Origin of the sequence: Pseudomonas antarctica, assembly GCF_001647715.1 — a bacterium.
In the GTDB taxonomy this organism is placed as follows: Bacteria; Pseudomonadota; Gammaproteobacteria; order Pseudomonadales; family Pseudomonadaceae; genus Aquipseudomonas; species Aquipseudomonas antarctica_A.
The window spans coordinates 3,984,420-4,000,007 of sequence record NZ_CP015600.1 but is presented as its reverse complement, the minus strand read 5'-3'; the positions used below and the strand labels follow the sequence as shown (position 1 = coordinate 4,000,007).

General features: G+C 57.9%; 11 protein-coding genes and 4 tRNA genes. 12 read left to right on the top strand and 3 right to left on the bottom strand.

What is annotated here, in order from left to right; translation table 11 throughout:
• Window positions 1-208: 208 nt before the first annotated feature.
• From A7J50_RS17875 to A7J50_RS17860, 4 genes are all read left to right on the top strand, one after another.
• Window positions 209-285 (top strand) — tRNA-Arg (locus A7J50_RS17875).
• 32 nt (window positions 286-317) lie between these two features.
• Window positions 318-393: transfer RNA gene (locus A7J50_RS17870), tRNA-His, on the top strand.
• 56 nt (window positions 394-449) lie between these two features.
• Window positions 450-534: transfer RNA gene (locus tag A7J50_RS17865), tRNA-Leu, on the top strand.
• A 77-nt stretch (window positions 535-611) separates the two neighbouring features.
• A tRNA-His gene (locus A7J50_RS17860) sits at window positions 612-687 on the top strand.
• Window positions 688-690: 3 nt separating this feature from the next.
• Here A7J50_RS17860 and A7J50_RS31410 read toward each other — a convergent pair.
• Window positions 691-1,008: a hypothetical protein gene (locus tag A7J50_RS31410; protein WP_156526289.1), complete on the bottom strand. Its 318-nt coding sequence runs from the start codon at window positions 1,006-1,008 to the stop codon at window positions 691-693.
• A gap of 246 nt (window positions 1,009-1,254) precedes the next feature.
• Here A7J50_RS31410 and tig point away from each other — a divergent pair, with 246 nt between their 5' ends.
• From tig to A7J50_RS17825, 7 genes are all read left to right on the top strand, one after another.
• Window positions 1,255-2,565 (top strand): trigger factor, encoded by a 1,311-nt coding sequence (gene tig / locus A7J50_RS17855; RefSeq protein WP_064453006.1) that lies wholly within the window; start codon window positions 1,255-1,257, stop codon window positions 2,563-2,565.
• Between the two features lie 91 nt (window positions 2,566-2,656).
• Window positions 2,657-3,292, top strand: coding sequence for an ATP-dependent Clp endopeptidase proteolytic subunit ClpP (gene clpP, locus A7J50_RS17850; protein WP_003238276.1), 636 nt, complete (start codon window positions 2,657-2,659; stop codon window positions 3,290-3,292).
• A 112-nt stretch (window positions 3,293-3,404) separates the two neighbouring features.
• The gene (gene clpX / locus A7J50_RS17845; protein ID WP_017136464.1) at window positions 3,405-4,688 is read left to right on the top strand and encodes an ATP-dependent Clp protease ATP-binding subunit ClpX; all 1,284 of its coding nucleotides are present in this window, start codon (window positions 3,405-3,407) and stop codon (window positions 4,686-4,688) included.
• A gap of 191 nt (window positions 4,689-4,879) precedes the next feature.
• Window positions 4,880-7,276, top strand: a complete 2,397-nt coding sequence (lon, locus tag A7J50_RS17840; protein ID WP_064453005.1) for an endopeptidase La — start codon at window positions 4,880-4,882, stop codon at window positions 7,274-7,276.
• Between the two features lie 148 nt (window positions 7,277-7,424).
• Window positions 7,425-7,697: an HU family DNA-binding protein gene (locus A7J50_RS17835; protein ID WP_003174819.1), complete on the top strand. Its 273-nt coding sequence runs from the start codon at window positions 7,425-7,427 to the stop codon at window positions 7,695-7,697.
• 231 nt (window positions 7,698-7,928) lie between these two features.
• A complete protein-coding gene (locus A7J50_RS17830) occupies window positions 7,929-9,803 on the top strand; it encodes a SurA N-terminal domain-containing protein (RefSeq protein WP_064453004.1) in 1,875 nt (624 codons plus the stop codon).
• Between the two features lie 162 nt (window positions 9,804-9,965).
• Window positions 9,966-10,772 (top strand): DUF2242 domain-containing protein, encoded by an 807-nt coding sequence (locus A7J50_RS17825; RefSeq protein ID WP_064453003.1) that lies wholly within the window; start codon window positions 9,966-9,968, stop codon window positions 10,770-10,772.
• A 384-nt stretch (window positions 10,773-11,156) separates the two neighbouring features.
• On the opposite strand, the gene A7J50_RS17820 is transcribed toward A7J50_RS17825, so the two are convergent.
• Window positions 11,157-12,191: an AraC family transcriptional regulator gene (locus tag A7J50_RS17820; protein ID WP_064453002.1), complete on the bottom strand. Its 1,035-nt coding sequence runs from the start codon at window positions 12,189-12,191 to the stop codon at window positions 11,157-11,159.
• A 4-nt stretch (window positions 12,192-12,195) separates the two neighbouring features.
• The gene (locus A7J50_RS17815; RefSeq protein WP_064453001.1) at window positions 12,196-13,326 is read right to left on the bottom strand and encodes a carbon-nitrogen hydrolase family protein; all 1,131 of its coding nucleotides are present in this window, start codon (window positions 13,324-13,326) and stop codon (window positions 12,196-12,198) included.
• Between the two features lie 212 nt (window positions 13,327-13,538).
• Between A7J50_RS17815 and A7J50_RS17810 the strand changes: the two genes are divergently transcribed.
• The gene (locus tag A7J50_RS17810; protein ID WP_064453000.1) at window positions 13,539-15,578 is read left to right on the top strand and encodes an NADPH-dependent 2,4-dienoyl-CoA reductase; all 2,040 of its coding nucleotides are present in this window, start codon (window positions 13,539-13,541) and stop codon (window positions 15,576-15,578) included.
• The last annotated feature ends 10 nt before the right edge of the window (window positions 15,579-15,588 follow it).

Sequence of the window (15,588 nt, the reverse complement as noted above, 5' to 3'; positions counted from 1 at the left end):
CAAAGGCGCTTGGTCTGCAAATTGGCCTAACCCCTTAAATAAAATGAATTTTTTTCAAAAAAGATTTGACGGGTTTCAAGGCCCTCTATACTATTCGTCGCACTTGTCGGGCACAGCCTAGCACTGCTTAAGAAGGTCGAGCAGAATTGCTGTTCTGTAAGGCTGGAAGCACTTAGTTTGTAATCCTCCAAGAGTACAGATTAATAAGGCGCCCGTAGCTCAGCTGGATAGAGCATCCGCCTTCTAAGCGGATGGTCGCAGGTTCGAGTCCTGCCGGGTGCGCCATTAGGCAGCTTTGGCACAAGTAGCGCTATATGGTGGGCGTAGCTCAGTTGGTAGAGCACGGGATTGTGACTCCCGTTGTCGAGGGTTCGATCCCCTTCGTCCACCCCATATTTAGAAAGGCGCCAGATTAATCATCTGGCGCCTTTGCTTTAAGAGCTTCAAGCGCGGATGTGGTGGAATTGGTAGACACACTGGATTTAGGTTCCAGCGCCGCGAGGCGTAAGAGTTCGAGTCTCTTCATCCGCACCAATTCAAGCGTTGCCGGGCCGTCAGGCGCGGTAGGGCTCAACAAAGAAGATGTGTGAGTTCTTTGTTAATGCAATATGGTGGGCGTAGCTCAGTTGGTAGAGCACGGGATTGTGACTCCCGTTGTCGAGGGTTCGATCCCCTTCGTCCACCCCATATTCAGAAAAAGCGCCAGATCAATGATCTGGCGCTTTTTTTTGCGTCAGCAATTTCCCATTGGTTGTGCGAGTCAACTTGACGCCAAGAAAAAACAAGCATTCTCAATGCCTTGGCGTTAGAATCGTTGCCGGTTTTGAGCGTGTAGAACTGATCCGAGGCTATACCAGGGTCAGTACAGCTATTTAATAGCGATAACGGCGCAGTACCTGAAAAAGGGCTGTGCCGTTTTTGTTTAAGTGTTTTGAGTTTCAGGGCGGGGCGTTTCGTCGTATTTGTGTTTCTCGATGCTGCCGCCGTGCCCTCCGGTCTTGTTTGCAAGGTCGGTCGCCAGGGGAGTGCGTTCCGACGCTTCTATATATAGAAGGGTTGATGCAGAGCCCTGGCGTGTTGAGCTGTATTTGCTAACGGGATGAGGTGCATGCGTGCACTTGAACCTATAAATGGCCTGCTGTTTTTCTACCCGTTTTCAGTAGGGTGACTTCTTGAGTTTGACCCACTAGAATGCATGCCCTTGATTCTGGGGTCGGAAACGGCCGGCTAACGTCTGTGCAACGAGGAATATCCATGCAAGTTTCTGTTGAAAATACTACTGCTATCGAGCGCCGCCTGAGCATCACCGTGCCGGCAGAGCGTATTGAGACTGCGGTCAACAAGCGTCTGCAGCAGACTGCCCAAAAGGCCAAGATCGCTGGTTTCCGTCCAGGCAAAGTGCCAATGAGCGAAATCAAGCGTCGTTTTGGTGCCGATGCGCGTCAGGAAGCTGTGGGTGACGTGATCCAGGCTTCTTTCTACGAAGCTGTTGTTGAGCACAAGCTGAACCCGGCTGGCTCGCCTTCGATCGAGCCTAAGTCCCTGGAAGCCGGTAAAGACCTGGAATACGTTGCCGTATTCGAAGTGTTCCCGGAGTTCACCGTTGCCGGTTTCGAAGAAATCGCTGTTGAGCGCCTGAGCGCTGACGTGGCTGATGCCGACCTGGACAACATGCTGGAAATTCTGCGCAAGCAGAACACTCGTTTCGAAGTGGCCGATCGCGCCGCCCAGAACGAAGACCAACTGAACATCGATTTCGTTGGCAAGGTTGACGGCGAAGCATTCGCTGGCGGCTCCGCCAAGGGCACTCAGCTGGTGCTGGGTTCCAACCGCATGATCCCTGGTTTCGAAGACGGCCTGGTTGGCGCAAAAGCCGGCGAAGAGCGCGTTCTGAACCTGACGTTCCCTGCTGACTACCAGAACCTGGACCTGGCCGGCAAAGCCGCCGAGTTCACCGTGACTGTCAACAGCGTGTCCGAGCCTAAGCTGCCAGAGCTGAACGAAGAGTTCTTCGCTCAGTTCGGTATCAAGGAAACCGGTATCGAAGGCTTCCGCACCGAAGTTCGCAAGAACATGGAGCGCGAGCTGCGCCAGGCTATCAAGTCCAAGGTCAAGAACCAGGTAATGGACGGCCTGCTGGCTGCCAACCCGATCGAAGTGCCTAAGGCCCTGCTGTCCAACGAAGTGGATCGCCTGCGCGTTCAAGCGGTCCAGCAGTTCGGTGGCAACATCAAGCCTGACCAACTGCCGGCCGAGCTGTTCGAAGAACAAGCCAAGCGCCGCGTTGTGCTGGGTCTGGTCGTGGCCGAAGTGGTCAAGCAGTTCGACCTCAAGCCTGACGAAGATCGCGTTCGCGAAATGATCCAGGAAATGGCTTCGGCCTACCAGGAGCCTGAGCAGGTTGTAGCTTGGTACTACAAGAACGACCAGCAGCTGAACGAAGTACGTTCGGTTGTGCTGGAAGAACAAGTTGTGGATACTGTTCTGCAGAAGGCTAAGGTGACCGACAAAGCGGTCTCTTACGAAGAAGCAGTCAAACCGGCGGAAGCAGCACAAGCCGACTGATTGTCCAACTCGTTCGAAATACAACCATAAGCCAGCCTCGCGCTGGCTTATGCGTTTTCAAGACATGACTATTTGGGAGTAACTGCAGAGCATGTTCCGTAATTCCTATATTCAGCAGAACTCTGATATCCAGGCCGCTGGCGGCCTGGTCCCGATGGTTGTCGAGCAATCTGCTCGTGGCGAACGCGCCTATGACATCTACTCGCGCCTGCTCAAGGAACGAGTGATTTTTCTGGTCGGCCCTGTAGAGGACTACATGGCCAACCTGATCTGCGCGCAGCTGCTGTTCCTTGAAGCGGAAAACCCGGACAAGGACATCCATCTTTACATTAACTCCCCGGGCGGCTCGGTGACGGCTGGCATGTCGATCTACGACACCATGCAGTTCATCAAGCCAAACGTGTCGACCACGTGCATCGGCCAGGCCTGCAGCATGGGCGCGTTCCTGCTGACCGCAGGTGCCGAGGGCAAGCGCTTCTGCCTGCCGAACTCGCGCGTGATGATTCACCAGCCATTGGGTGGTTTCCAGGGCCAGGCGTCGGACATCGAAATTCACGCCAAGGAAATCCTGTTTATTCGTGAGCGCCTCAATACATTGATGGCCAAGCACAGCGGGCACACCCTGGAAGAAATCGAGCGTGACACCAATCGCGACAACTTTATGAGCGCGGAAGCTGCGCGCGCGTATGGGTTGATCGATGCGGTGATCGAAAAGCGCCCCGCTTAATATAAGCAGCTCAAAATAGGGCTGGTCGGCGTGTCCGACCACCGGCGGGCTTGAAAAAGCCCGCATAAGCCTTCATCTTGTGTTGCAAGCCTATCGGATTTGGATCGAACGAATGACTGACACCCGCAACGGCGAGGACAACGGCAAGCTGCTCTATTGCTCCTTCTGCGGCAAAAGCCAGCATGAAGTGCGCAAATTGATTGCCGGCCCCTCGGTGTTTATCTGCGACGAGTGCGTCGACCTGTGCAATGACATCATCCGCGAGGAGGTGCAGGAAGCCCAGGCCGAGAGCAGCGCGCATAAATTGCCTTCGCCTAAAGAAATCAGCGGCATCCTTGACCAATATGTGATTGGTCAAGAGCGTGCAAAGAAGGTTCTGGCCGTAGCGGTGTACAACCACTACAAGCGCTTGAATCAGCGTGACAAGAAAGGCGACGAGGTCGAACTCGGCAAGAGCAACATCTTGCTGATCGGTCCTACTGGCTCGGGTAAAACCTTGCTTGCGGAAACCCTCGCTCGCCTGCTGAACGTTCCGTTCACCATCGCCGACGCCACCACCCTCACCGAGGCTGGCTACGTGGGTGAAGACGTCGAGAACATCATTCAGAAATTGCTGCAGAAGTGCGACTACGACGTAGAGAAGGCCCAGATGGGTATTGTCTATATCGACGAAATCGACAAGATTTCGCGCAAGTCGGACAACCCGTCGATCACCCGGGACGTTTCCGGTGAAGGCGTGCAGCAGGCCCTGTTGAAACTGATCGAAGGCACGGTAGCTTCCGTACCGCCACAAGGCGGCCGCAAGCACCCGCAGCAGGAATTCCTTCAGGTTGATACGCGCAACATCCTGTTCATCTGTGGCGGTGCGTTCTCCGGTCTGGAGAAGGTTATTCAGCAGCGTTCCACGCGTGGCGGCATCGGTTTTGGTGCGGAAGTACGCAGCAAGGAAGAAGGCAAGAAGGTGGGCGAGTCCCTGCGTGAAGTCGAGCCTGACGATCTGGTCAAGTTCGGTCTGATCCCGGAATTCGTTGGCCGTCTGCCCGTCCTGGCCACGTTGGACGAGTTGGATGAGGCTGCTCTGATTCAGATCCTCACCGAGCCGAAAAACGCCCTGACCAAGCAATATGCCAAGTTGTTCGAAATGGAAGGTGTAGACCTCGAGTTCCGTACCGACGCACTCAAATCAGTGGCCAAGCGGGCACTGGAGCGCAAGACCGGTGCACGTGGTTTGCGCTCGATCCTCGAAGGCGTGTTGCTCGACACCATGTACGAAATCCCCTCGCAGTCTGAGGTGAGTAAGGTGGTGATCGACGAAAGCGTTATCGAAGGCAAGTCCAAGCCACTGTATATCTACGAAAACAGTGAGCCGGCTGCCAAGGCTGCACCAGACGCGTAAGCGTTTAGCCGTCGCAGTACAAGCAAGGGGCCTTTCGGGGCCCCTTATTTATTTTGGGGCGATTTTGACGCGTTGTTTTTTTAATTCCCGTTTATTCATGCGTTTAACTGCTGGCATTGAGCTTGTTTTTTTTGCATGCAGCCCCCATCTTGGTTTCAAGCTAATTTTTCAACTGTCATAGAGGCGAAATCATGAAGACAACCATTGAATTGCCTCTCCTGCCGTTGCGTGATGTCGTCGTCTATCCGCACATGGTTATCCCGCTGTTCGTGGGGCGCGAGAAGTCTATCGAAGCCCTCGAGGCCGCGATGACGGGCGACAAGCAAATTTTGCTGTTGGCCCAGAAGAATCCTGCTGATGATGATCCAGGCGAAGACGCCCTGTATCGCGTCGGTACCATTGCGACCGTATTGCAATTGCTCAAGTTGCCTGATGGCACCGTCAAGGTGCTGGTGGAAGGTGAGCAGCGCGGTGCGGTCGAGCGCTTCATGGAGGTGGATGGCCACCTGCGCGCCGAAGTGGCGCTGATCGACGAAGTCGAGGCCCCTGAGCGCGAATCCGAAGTATTTGTGCGCAGCCTGCTCTCGCAGTTCGAGCAGTATGTGCAGTTGGGCAAAAAAGTCCCGGCTGAAGTCCTGTCTTCCCTCAACAGCATTGATGAGCCAAGCCGCCTGGTCGACACCATGGCTGCACACATGGCGCTGAAAATCGAGCAGAAGCAGGACATCCTCGAAATCATCGACCTGTCGGCCCGTGTTGAGCACGTGCTGGCGCTGCTGGATGGCGAAATCGATCTGCTGCAGGTCGAAAAACGCATCCGTGGTCGTGTGAAGAAACAGATGGAGCGCAGTCAGCGCGAGTACTACCTGAATGAGCAGATGAAGGCCATCCAGAAAGAACTCGGCGACAGCGAGGAGGGCCACAACGAAATCGAAGAGCTGAAAAAGCGCATCGATGCCGCCGGCCTGCCGAAAGACGCCCTGACCAAAGCCAACGCTGAGCTGAACAAGCTCAAGCAAATGTCGCCAATGTCGGCCGAAGCCACTGTGGTTCGTTCCTACATCGACTGGCTGGTGCAGGTGCCGTGGAAGGCTCAGACCAAAGTGCGCCTGGACCTGGCCCGCGCCGAGGACATCCTCGACGCCGACCACTACGGCCTCGAAGAAGTCAAAGAGCGCATCCTCGAATACCTCGCCGTGCAAAAGCGCGTGAAGAAAATTCGTGGTCCGGTGTTGTGCCTGGTCGGTCCTCCAGGTGTGGGTAAAACCTCCTTGGCGGAGTCGATTGCCAACGCCACCAACCGCAAATTCGTGCGCATGGCCCTCGGTGGTGTGCGTGATGAGGCGGAAATTCGTGGTCATCGCCGTACTTACATCGGTTCGATGCCAGGAAGATTGATTCAAAAGATGACAAAGGTTGGGGTGCGCAACCCGCTGTTCCTGCTCGATGAAATCGACAAAATGGGCAGCGATATGCGTGGCGATCCGGCGTCGGCTTTGCTCGAAGTGCTCGACCCGGAGCAGAACCACAATTTCAACGACCATTACCTGGAAGTCGACTACGACCTGTCCGACGTAATGTTCCTGTGCACCTCCAACTCCATGAACATCCCGCCGGCTTTGCTGGACCGGATGGAGGTGATTCGTCTGCCGGGTTACACCGAAGACGAGAAGATCAACATCGCCGTCAAATACCTCGCGCCCAAGCAGATTTCGGCCAACGGCCTGAAAAAAGGCGAGATCGAATTCGACGTCGAGTCGATCCGCGACATCGTTCGCTACTACACCCGCGAGGCCGGTGTGCGCGGCCTTGAGCGTCAAATTGCGAAGATCTGCCGCAAGGCAGTCAAAGAGCACGCGCTGGAAAAACGCTTCTCTGTGAAGGTGGTTGCCGACTCCCTGGAACACTTCCTGGGCGTGAAAAAATTCCGTTACGGCCTGGCTGAGCAGCAGGATCAGGTAGGGCAGGTGACTGGCCTGGCGTGGACCCAGGTGGGCGGCGAATTGCTGACCATCGAAGCCGCGGTGATCCCGGGTAAAGGTCAGCTTATCAAGACCGGTTCGTTGGGTGATGTGATGGTCGAATCCATCACTGCCGCGCAGACCGTGGTGCGCAGCCGCGCGAAGAGCCTGGGGATTCCCCTGGACTTCCACGAGAAGCACGACACTCACATCCACATGCCGGAAGGGGCTACCCCGAAGGACGGCCCTAGCGCCGGTGTAGGCATGTGCACGGCACTGGTGTCGGCATTGACGGGCATACCGGTACGAGCCGATGTCGCCATGACAGGGGAAATTACCCTGCGTGGTCAGGTATTGGCCATCGGTGGTCTGAAAGAGAAATTGCTTGCTGCACACCGAGGCGGTATCAAGACGGTGATCATTCCTGAAGAGAATGTTCGCGACTTGAAGGAAATTCCTGACAACATCAAGCAGGATCTTCAGATTAAACCGGTTAAATGGATTGACGAAGTCCTGCAAATTGCGCTGCAATACGCGCCGGAGCCCTTGCCAGATGTGGCTCCGGAGATTGTCGCGAAGGATGAAAAACGCGAGTCTGATTCCAAGGAAAGAATTAGTACACATTAATGCCGTTAAGCCTGGGGGCTTCCTTGACAGCTTTTTAGAGCCCTTGTTATAAAGCGGCTCTTAAGTGTCTGTAGGCCATTCAGCACTGGTTTTTGCTTTCACCAAAAAACTTAGAACCATACTCAATAGATATATAAGGGGACTTAGAGTGAACAAGTCGGAACTGATTGATGCTATCGCCGCATCCGCTGATATCCCGAAAGCTGCTGCTGGCCGTGCGCTGGACGCAGTAATCGAATCCGTCACTGGCGCTCTGAAGGCCGGCGACTCCGTGGTACTGGTAGGCTTCGGTACTTTCTCTGTGACTGATCGCCCAGCTCGCACTGGCCGTAACCCACAGACTGGCAAAGCACTGCAAATCGCTGCCGCCAAGAAACCAGGTTTCAAAGCCGGTAAAGCCCTGAAAGAAGCTGTTAACTAAGTTTCGCTCAAGCCTTACCTACCCGGGTCGGACGCAGGTCTGACCTGGCAGCGGAGCGGCAGCTGACCCAAGTATCCATCGGGTCGCCACGCCGGGGGTGTGGGTTCAAACCCCCGTCCGCTCCGCCAGTTACGAGAAGGCGCATCCTCGGATGCGCCTTTCTTCTATCCGGACTCTACCCACGCTCCACGGTTGCCTAATTTTTGAAGATCAACCGTTTCTGGGGGACGCATGCTGCAGAATATCAGGGACAATTCACAAGGCTGGATTGCCAAAACCATTATCGGGATCATCGTCGCATTGATGGCGTTCACCGGTATCGAGGCCATTTTCCAGGCTTCGACCAATAACAAGCAGGACGTGGCCAAGGTCAACGGTGAAGAGATCACCCAAACCGAACTGAGCCAGGCCGTCGACATGCAACGTCGCCAGCTGATGCAACAGCTGGGCAAGGATTTTGATGCTTCTCTGCTGGACGAAAAACTGCTGCGCGAAGCGGCCCTCAAAGGGCTGATTGATCGCAAGCTGTTGCTGCAAGGCGCAGCTGATTCCAAGTTCGGCTTCTCTGAAGCTGCCCTGGATCAAGTGATCCTGCAGACGCCGGAATTCCAGGTGGACGGCAAGTTCAGCCCTGAACGCTTTGACCAGGTGATCCGTCAGCTGGGCTACAGCCGTATGCAATTCCGTCAGATGTTGAGCCAGGAAATGCTGATCGGCCAGGTTCGCGCAGGTATTGCCGGCAGCGGTTTCGTTACCGATGCCGAAGTGCTGGCATTTGCCCGTCTGGAAAAGCAGACCCGCGATTTCGCTACCGTCAACATCAAGGCTGACCCTGCGGCGGTGAAACTCACCGACGACGAGGTCAAGGCTCACTACGACCAGCACGCCAAAGAGTTCATGACCCCGGACCAGGTGGTCATCGACTATCTGGAACTGAAGAAGTCTTCCTTCTTCGACCAGGTCACCGTGAAGGATGATGAGCTGCAGGCTGCCTATCAGAAAGAAACCGCCAACCTCGCTGAACAGCGTCGTGCCGCGCATATTCTGATTGAAGTGAACGACAAGACTACCGACGCTCAAGCCAAGGCGAAGATCGAAGAAATCCAGGCACGCCTGGCCAAGGGTGAGAAGTTCGAAGCCCTGGCCAAGGAGTTCTCCCAGGATCCAGGTTCGGCCAACAATGGCGGCGACCTCGGTTTTGCCGGCCCTGGCGTCTACGATCCTGACTTCGAAACGGCCCTGTATGCCTTGAACAAGGACCAGGTGTCGGCACCGGTGCGCACCACATTCGGTTGGCACCTGATCAAGCTGCTGGGCGTAGAAGCACCGCAAGTGCCATCGTTTGCCAGCCTGAAAGACAAGCTGACCCGCGAGCTCAAGACCCAACAGGTTGAACAGCGCTTTGTCGACGCCTCCAAGCAATTGGAAGATGCGGCATTCGAAGCGTCCGACCTGGCCCAGCCGGCGTCCGACCTGAAGCTGACCGTGCACACCTCCGCGCCGTTTGGCCGTGAAGGTGGCGAAGGTGTCGCGGCCAACCGCGCCGTGGTGACTGCTGCGTTCAGCCCGGAAGTGTTGGATGAGGGTGCCAACAGCACCGCCATCGAGCTGGACCCGGAAACCATCATCGTGCTGCGGGCCAAAGAGCACTTGAAACCTACGCAACTGCCTCTGGAAAGCGTCTCTGCGGCGATCCGCACACAGATGACCAAAGAGCGTGCCAGTGCAGCAGCCAAAGCCCATGCCGACGAGTTGATCGCCAGCCTGCGTGATGGCAAGACCCCACTGAACCAGGCGATTGATGGTCAGGCATGGAAAGTCACTGCATCGGCTACCCGTAGCCAGGAAGCGATTGACCCTGCGGTGTTGCAAGCCCTGTTCCGCATGCCCAAGCCTGCGAGCAAGGACAAGCCGACCTTCACCACGGTTACCCTGGCTGACGGTAGCCTGATGATCGTGCGCTTGAATGCTGTCAACGAAGCGGCTGCGCCTACGGACGAAGAAAAGGCGCAATACCGCCGCTTCCTCGCTTCCCGTATCGGCCAGCAAGACTTTGCTGCGTACCGCAAGCAGTTGGAAACCAAGGCTGACATCAAGAAGTTCTGATGTTGGTCTGAATAAAGAGCCCCCGGTCTGCAAGGATCGGGGGCTTTTTTATGCAGCAGGCCCCGTCCTGTAAGGCTGTGACGTTTTACCGACAGGAATGCGCGCGCCAGGACCCCGTTCTGTTGCACAATACCGCCCTGACTGTTTTCCTCAGGATTTTCGATGTCGACATCATTTCACTTGCGTAGCCTCGGGCTGGCGCTGGTGCTGGCGGGCGCCGCGGGCTGCTCGTCACCCAAGACCGCCATTTATGAACATGAGAATTTCGACGATTCCGGTACGTTCTCCCGGGATTACCCGGTCAGTGACGTGGCAGCCTGCGAGGCCGCACGGCGCGCGCTGTTGAGCCAGGGCTACATCATCACCAGCAGCGATCCTAAGTTGGTCGTGGGTAACAAGAGTTTCCAGCAGACTGGCGAGACCCACCTGCAGATCAGTTTCAATGTGGTGTGCGCCGATGATGGCAAAGGTAATAACCACTCGACGATGTTTGCCAACGCCTTGCAGGACCGCTACGCGTTGAAGAAGGTCAACAACTCCGCAAGCCTCGGCGTGGGTGTGTTGGGCTCGGTGTCGATGCCGATTGGCTCCACCGATGACTCGATGGTGAAGGTGGCGAGCGAGACGGTTTCGGCGCCGAAGTTTTATGAGCGTTACTTCTCGCTCGTGGATGTATTCCTGCCGCAAGAAGTGAAGAAGGCCGCGCACATTCCAGAGACGCCGAAGGCGGAGCTGGGCGTGCCGGAACCGAAAGCGGCGCCGGTTGCTGAAAAAGTCGAGGCGCCAAAGGAAGTACCGGCAGCGCCTGCCGTTTCGGAGCCGGTTGCCACGCCACCCGAGGCGGCACCGATTGCCCCGACAGCGGAACCGGCCCCAACGCCTGCAGCTGATCCTGCACCTGCGGCGACCAATCCAAAACTGCCGGCGCCAACAGAGGCGATTCCGCCCCTGCCAACCCCTTCGCAGTAACGTTGACCGCTGCGGGGTTCGTCTCTTCGACGTTCATCCCGTAGCGGCTCAAGCCTCCACGCGCTCCTTCGCGACCGATCATTCATACGCCAGCGGCTCAACGCCGCCAGCGCGATGAAGTGCGGGTGCCCGCCTCAAAGCCCTGATGCTAAATCTGCTCAGCGCTGCTGCGTTTTATCTTGAAGTGCAGGAACGTCACGACGCCGACATTTTTTCGTCATCACGGCACTTTAGGCTGGCTGTGCAGGTCATTTATTGACAGCCGCTTTAAACCAACAAGGAGTCCGCCATGGACGATTACCAAGAAGAACTGCTGGAGTACCACGCGTTTGAATTGGATCCGCTGGATCCGGTCGATGACGCAACCGAGCTGTAAGACCGACTTCAGGCGGAATGCCGCTGACTGCGGCGAAATTCCCCTGGGGTCTGGTTGTTCCACCGCCTGAACGCCCGTTGAAAGGCCTGGGCTGAGGCAAAACCGAGCAAATAGGCGATCTCGCCGAACGCCAGTTCCGTATCGCGAATGTAGGTCATGGCCAAGTCGCGGCGGGTATCGTTGAGAATCGCGCGAAACTGAGTGCCTTCTTCGGCCAGTTTGCGCCGCAGTGTCCAGGTAGGCAGCTTCAAGCGTGCCGCCACTTCTTCCAGGTCGGGCTCCCGGCCGCCATTGAGCATCGGCCCGAGCAACCGGGTAATGCGCTCACGCAGGCTGCGGGTGCGGGTCAACTGCTCCAATTCGTGTTCACATAACTTCAACAACAGGTGCCAGGTACTGGGGCAGTGCTGTGGGTTACGCAAGGCCAGGGTCTGCTGGTTGAGGCGCAGTTGATTGGCGTCGGCGCCGAAGTGGACCGGGCTGTCACCGAGTACACCGTACTGTTCGCTGTACGCCGGGGCTTCAAACTCGATGTCTATACGCTGTGCCTGCACCGGTTGCTGCGCCACACTCGACAATTGCTGCAGCCAGCCGGCGATGATCGAATCCACCACAAAACGGTTGTAGGCATTGTAAGGGCTGATGGAATAGAAACGCAGCCAGGCGCCTTCGGTGTCTTCGTGAAAGCTCGATTGCCCGCGATAGTTGGAGCCGTACAGCGCTTCAAAACGGGTCAATGTGCGGGCCGCTTCTCGCACATTCGGTGCCTGTGCGGCAGTCACGCCTGCCAGTCCAGCCTGGCTCAGGCGACTCAGTTGGCCCATGCGCAGCCCCAGGCCAGGGTCGCCGGTCAGTTGGATGGCTGCGTGGCCCAGGCGCATGTAGCGCGGGATCGACAGGCGCGCCCCCGCTTCGGCGAGGCGCGCCGGGTCCAGGCCGTATTGCAGCAACAGCGGTTGCGGGTCCAGGCTATGGCTTTCAATGGCGTCCGCCAGGGTGTGCACGAAGCCCACCGAAAGATCGCCCAGGCGCACCGGCTTCACGGCACTACAACCAGATATTCAGCAGGCGCGCGCCACGGGCGTCGTTGCCTGTGATGACGTGCCCGTTGCCGCTGAGGAAGCTGTGCCCGGCAGTGCCCAGGTCCCAGAACTGCCCGCGCAGGAATACGCTCATTCCGGCGCTTGCCTGGCTGATTGGCTGTTGGCTGATCAGGGTGAGGCGGCGCCAGGCTTCGCCTTCACTGAGTTCTTCGGGCTTGAGGCTGATTTCGGGCGGCGTTGAAACGCTTTTAAAGCCGCGCCATGGGCGCTCCCAGGTGTCGCGGCCGGTCACAAAGGCTGGCACTGCGACCAGTTGCGCGCCTTGCTCGTTGAGTTTGCGGTAATTGTCCGGGTACCAGCTGTCGCTGCCGATCAGGATGCCCAGGCGTCCGGCCGGGGTGTCGACCACGCTGACGATGTTCTCATCGCCCGGTTCGATAAAGCCGCGCTCGTCGTAGATCGGGTAGAACTGGCGCTGTGGCTGGCCTACCGGCAAACCGTCCGCGCCAAACACCAGGCTGGCGTTATACAGCGCACCCTGACCGACCTGCAGTTGCCCCTGGCTGACACTCGGGTTGGGCAGGGCGATAGAGCCGGCCACCAGCGTGACCCTGAATTCTTTGGCCAGGCCGCCGAACAGCAGCTGATAGTCGCGGGCCATGGCCGGTGCTTTCATGCGCAGGTAGGCATCGTCCATGCGGTTATCGCCGGTGGCGCTGATCCAGGCGCGGGCGAATTGCAACGGGTTGCTGGCCGACAGCCAATTCATTGCATCTTTCAGATGCACCGCCTGGTACAGCTCGTTCTTCTCGCCGCTGAGCATCAGCCACGTGCCGATGTGTTCCGGCAGCACGACGATGGTCTTGTCATTGATCAAGCCTTTGTCCCGCGCTTTTTGCAGGTAGGCCGCGAGCTTCAGGTGCAGGCGTTCCAGGCTTTGGTAATCGGCGGGAAACAGCTCTGGCTGGATACCCAGCAAGTTACCGCGATCGGCGGGTTGGCCTTCGTTGATAGCCAGGGTGATGCGCAGGTCCGATAGGTAATGCGCCACAGGGCGCTCCTGGGTCCAGACCAGATACGCGGCGACGGCGGCAACCAGGGCCATGGTGACGGTGAAGGCTAGAAGTTTACGCATGGGGCAACAGACAACAGACCGGGTGCAGGGTTCGCCGACTAGGGTAGGGCCCAGGCAGCGGCTTGCCAAGGGGCGCTGTGCATTTGGATCAATAACTTGTCAGTTTCAGTCATTGAGCGGTAGTCCATCGCCTCTTAGTCTGTGGGACATAAACCGATGGCGCGCCGTTCGAGCGCGTCACGTCCCGTGATGATCCGTTGTGGAGCTGTACCATGACCGCTGCTGCCTACCCGCACTTGCTGGCCCCGTTGGACCTGGGTTTTACCACCTTGCGCAACCGCACCCTGATGGGCTCGATGCACACTGGCCTGGAAGAAAAACCCGGTGGTTTCGAACGCATGGCCGCCTATTTTGCCGAGCGCGCCCGTGGCGGCGTCGGCCTGATGGTCACCGGCGGTATCGGCCCGAACGATGAAGGTGGCGTGTACGCCGGTGCAGCCAAACTGACCACCGACGAGGAAGCACAAAAGCACAAGATCGTGACCCAGGCGGTGCACGAGGCGGGCGGCAAGATCTGCATGCAGATCCTCCACGCCGGCCGTTACGCCTACAGCCCCAAGCAGGTCGCCCCCAGCGCGATTCAAGCGCCGATCAACCCGTTCAAACCCAAGGAGCTGGACGAGGAGGGCATCGAGAAGCAGATCCAGGATTTTGTCACCTGCTCGCTGCTGGCCCAGGTCGCCGAGTATGACGGCGTCGAAATCATGGGCTCCGAAGGCTACTTCATTAACCAGTTCCTCGCCGCCCACACCAACCACCGCACCGACCGTTGGGGCGGCAGCTACGAAAACCGTATGCGCCTGGCGGTGGACGTCGTGCGTCGAGTGCGTGAAGCCGTGGGCCCGAATTTCATCATTATTTTCCGCCTGTCGATGCTCGATCTGGTGGAAGGCGGCAGCTCCTGGGAAGAGATCGTGCAGTTGGCCAAGGCCATCGAGCAGGCCGGTGCGACCCTGATCAACACCGGTATCGGCTGGCACGAAGCGCGTATCCCGACCATCGCGACCAAGGTGCCGCGTGGTGCATTCAGTAAAGTCACCGCCAAGCTACGCGGCTCGGTGAAGATTCCGCTGATCACCACCAACCGCATCAACACCCCGGAAATCGCTGAGCAGATCCTCGCCGAAGGTGATGCCGATATGGTCTCGATGGCGCGGCCGTTCCTGGCCGACCCGGAGTTCGTCAACAAGGCCGCTGCCGGCCGTGCGGATGAAATCAACACCTGTATCGGCTGCAACCAGGCCTGCCTGGACCACACGTTTGGCGGCAAACTGACCACCTGCCTGGTCAACCCGCGGGCGTGCTACGAGACCGAACTCAACTACCTGCCGGTGAAACAGATCAAGAAAATTGCCGTGGTCGGTGCCGGTCCTGCCGGGCTGGCGGCGGCCACCGTGGCGGCTGAGCGCGGTCATCAAGTGACGCTGTTCGACTCCGCCAACGAGATCGGCGGCCAGTTCAATATCGCCAAGCGTGTACCGGGCAAGGAAGAGTTTTTTGAAACCCTGCGCTACTTCAAACGCAAGTTGCAGACCACCCACGTCGAGCTGTGCCTCAACACCCGCGTGGATGTCGCGCAACTGGCGGCGGGCGGCTATGACGAAATCATTCTGGCCACCGGCATTGCACCGCGCACCCCGGCCATCCCGGGTATCGATAACGCCAAGGTGCTGAGCTACCTGGACGTGATCCTTGAGCGCAAACCGGTGGGCAAGCGCGTTGCGGTGATTGGCGCCGGCGGTATCGGTTTTGACGTCTCCGAGTTCCTGGTGCATGAAGGCGTGTCCACCAGCCTGGACCGCGAAGCGTTCTGGAAAGAGTGGGGCATCGACACCCAACTGCAAGCCCGTGGTGGCGTGGCGGGCATCAAGCCCCAGCCCCATGCACCGGCGCGCGAAGTATTCCTGCTGCAACGCAAGACCTCCAAGGTCGGCGACGGGCTGGGCAAAACCACCGGCTGGATCCACCGCACGGGCCTGAAGAACAAGCGGGTGCAGATGCTCAACAGCGTCGACTACTTGAAGATCGATGACGAAGGCTTGCATATCCGCATCGGCGCCGAGGGTGAGCCTCAAGTGCTGGCGGTGGACAATATCGTCATCTGCGCCGGGCAGGATCCGCTGCGCGAATTGCACGATGGCCTGGTCGCAGCGGGCCAGAGCGTGCACCTCATCGGCGGTGCCGATGTGGCGGCCGAGCTGGATGCCAAGCGCGCCATCAACCAGGGCTCGCGTCTGGCTGCCGAGCTATAAGGCGACGCAA